This window comes from uncultured Capnocytophaga sp. (assembly GCF_937936315.1).
In the GTDB taxonomy this organism is placed as follows: Bacteria; Bacteroidota; Bacteroidia; order Flavobacteriales; family Flavobacteriaceae; genus Capnocytophaga.
In genome coordinates this window covers 1-2,981 of sequence record NZ_CALGWU010000012.1, presented here as the reverse complement: position 1 = coordinate 2,981, position 2,981 = coordinate 1, and the positions used below count along the sequence as shown (strand labels likewise).

General features: G+C 40.9%; 1 protein-coding gene. It reads right to left on the bottom strand.

Annotation, left to right across the window (positions count from 1 at the left end):
- Positions 1–2,969: DEAD/DEAH box helicase family protein (locus tag Q0162_RS01860; RefSeq protein WP_297888221.1), on the bottom strand; the 2,969-nt coding region annotated here is incomplete at its 3' end.
- Between the last annotated feature and the right edge of the window lie 12 nt (positions 2,970–2,981).

The window sequence follows — 2,981 nt, the reverse complement described above, 5'->3', positions numbered from 1 at the left end:
GGTGGATTTCCTATAATAGCGTCTATCTTCATATTTTTTTTGTTGTTAAAATGCCAAAATTTGCCACTGAGCAGGGTGTTTATTACGCTTTCGGGCTTCTGGGTGAGGTTTTCAATAAGGTCGCAATAGTATTCGGCGTGCACTGGGGTCTCTCTAAAGCCTGCTAAAGTACGTTTGGTTATACTGCGTGCCATTGGGGTTTTACATACTACCAATATATTCTCTTCAAGGGTCAGATCCCATAATTGCAAGGCTAATTGTCTGCCTACCTCCTCTCCGTACTTTTTTTTAGCTTCTTCTATACGAGAGCGGTAGATATTATAGGCAGCATACAAAGGATATAACCCACTTTTCGAGTTGATTTCCAAAATCACACTCTTAGATGTAAATACTTCCTCTGTTACCCCTTGTTGCGTTATATAGCGCGGCACATCTAAGGGCTGCTGAAAAGCTTCATCCATAAAGCAGTAACCTCCTAAGCAATCCGATAGATGCCTATTTACTACCCGCCAAGGAGTAAGTACGGTTTCCTTATCAGGGTTGCGAAAGGTAGCAAAGATAGCTGCTATTCTACTGATGCGCTCCTCTATGGTAAACTTATCTGCCATACGTGCCATTTCGCGTATACGCTTGCCAGCTTCTCGAAAAATATCGGGGTCGTAATAACGCTTAAAACGCCTAAAAACTTCTTTGCTTACTCCACGTGGCATAAATTCCTCCCACGAGGTGTCGTCTACAAGATTTTCAAAATTATCAAGCGCAAGTTCTTTATCTTCATCTTCCTTTATTTCTGCGCCATAAAGCAACAAGGGCATACGAATAGAAATTCCTCGTAGGATAGCAATAGCCTCACGCCGCTGACTACCAAGAGCTTTGAGTTGCTCTAAACGTTCAGTTTCTTCAGTGGTAAGGTCTTTTTTCTTCTTTTTCTCAAGCCGTTCTTTTTCGGCATATTGTTCGTTAGTAAGGCCTTGTTTATTGATGTCAATATCACCCAATTGTGGCATCGCTTTAGTCTTCCCTATAGCAGCCTTCAAATCGGTAAAATCTTTGAGTTCTACTTCAGTAAGTTTAAGCAATTCATCATTATAGAGAGCCCCATCTTCAAAACCACCTTGCACTACTTTTTCTATCTGAGCTCGCTTCAGTTGCCCCATCATTGTTTTTACATCATAGGGCTTCATTTGGCTGCCTTCAATAGCTATTATGGGGCAGAAGTTCAAAAAGTCGCCTAATATTTTGCGATCTTCTTCTGTTTGTTTGCCTGCTTTAGCCGATACTTTAGCACTTTCAGCTAATACGCGCAATGTTCGGTCAGGAGCAAAATCAAAAGCATAACAGTCGGTTTTCATCCGCCCGTTATGAGTGTAGGGAGTTTGCACGCGGAAGATTGTTTGCATATAGCTTGCAGCTGAGGTACTATAAGCCCCTGCCATCATAAAGACCCCCGTCCAAGGCTTGATACTCACCCCTGTAGTGAGACGCCCACACGAAAGAGTAATAGTATAAGTTTGGTCAGAATCTTCGCCAATAGCTTTGTTTACCAATTCCAAAGCATCGCGACTTTCTTCTTCTTCATCGCCATCACCTGCTACATTCACTACTTTGAAAGCTCCGAATGTAGGGTGGTTTTGCAACTTAGCACTGAGGGCTTTGGCAGCTTTTACACCAGGGAGAATCCAAAGAGTATGACGAAAGATTTTGCGGAAATTATCATTGGCATAAGGGTAAAAGCTCTCGCTGTTGTTACAAAGCAAGTTGAGAAATTTGTCTATATCTTTATCGTGAACAAAATCTCCATTGTCGTAAGTGCGGAAAAATTCACGGAAGTTAAAGGCTTTTTCATCGTCGCTATAGTCGCTCATTAATCGTCCTAAATCGTAGGTGTAAATATGAATAGCAGGCAGAGAGGCATAGGGATTAGCATCTCCCAAGTGTGTAATTTCCCAATCTATCTTAGCTTTTTGCTCCATCACATAATCCCACGTAAAAATTTCCTCTTCCTTGTGGTCATCAAGCAGATTAAAAGGAGTACCCGAAAGGCGCAATACTTTAGTGTCTGTACCTTTTAGGTGCGTAATCACGGATTGTCCTAATTCAGTTTGAGTACCTTCGTGTGCCTCATCTACTATCAAAAAGTCCCAAGTAGTAGAGAAAAGCTCATTGTTTTTGTCAAATTTACCCCCTACTTCTTTAGATCCCCGCATATCTTGCATTGAGGCAAAATACACATAATTACCCCCTTCGTTTGCAAGTTTTTCCAATGAAGCAAAATCATTTTCTCCTTTAGCTCTAGAACCATAGTAATAATTAGGACTATTATAGAAGATTTTCCTAAAATCCTCATACCAACCAGCATCTACTACTGGGCGGTGGGTTACGATAAGGGTACGCTTCATTTGTAAGTCTTTAGCTACTTGTAGTGCACAGAGTGTTTTCCCAAAACGCATTTTAGCATTCCATAGCATCTGCGACCCTTTTTTAAACTGCTTTTCAGTACGTTCTATAGCATCGGCTTGCTCGGGTCGAAAAATAATAGGATTTTGAGTAGTAGTAACATCCTCTGCTTTCAGACTTTTTCTGCTTTGTTTTACGGCAGCAATAGCTTTTTTAGCAGTTTCAAGATCACAGCAAAACCATTCAGTAGCCCCTTTGAAAGCTTTTTTCTTTACTCCTGAGCGTTCTAATACAGAGTGAACCTCCTTGTCATTAAATGATTTTACTTCCCCACCGCTTAGGTAGGCAGTTAGTTCAGTATGCAACAGTTGGTAGGTGATACCTGCTGTTTGGGTATACTGCCTAATGCGTTTATGAGCCACTTCATTAAGCACCTCGCTATTAGCAGAAGGTAAATCCCCTTCTTCATTAAAAGTAGTCTCTCCTATTTTTACACAATCTTTATGCTGTTCGTCAGCTATCGCAAAAATATAAATCAAACGCAGATTACGCGCTGCATCAAATGTAGCCATAATTTATATTAT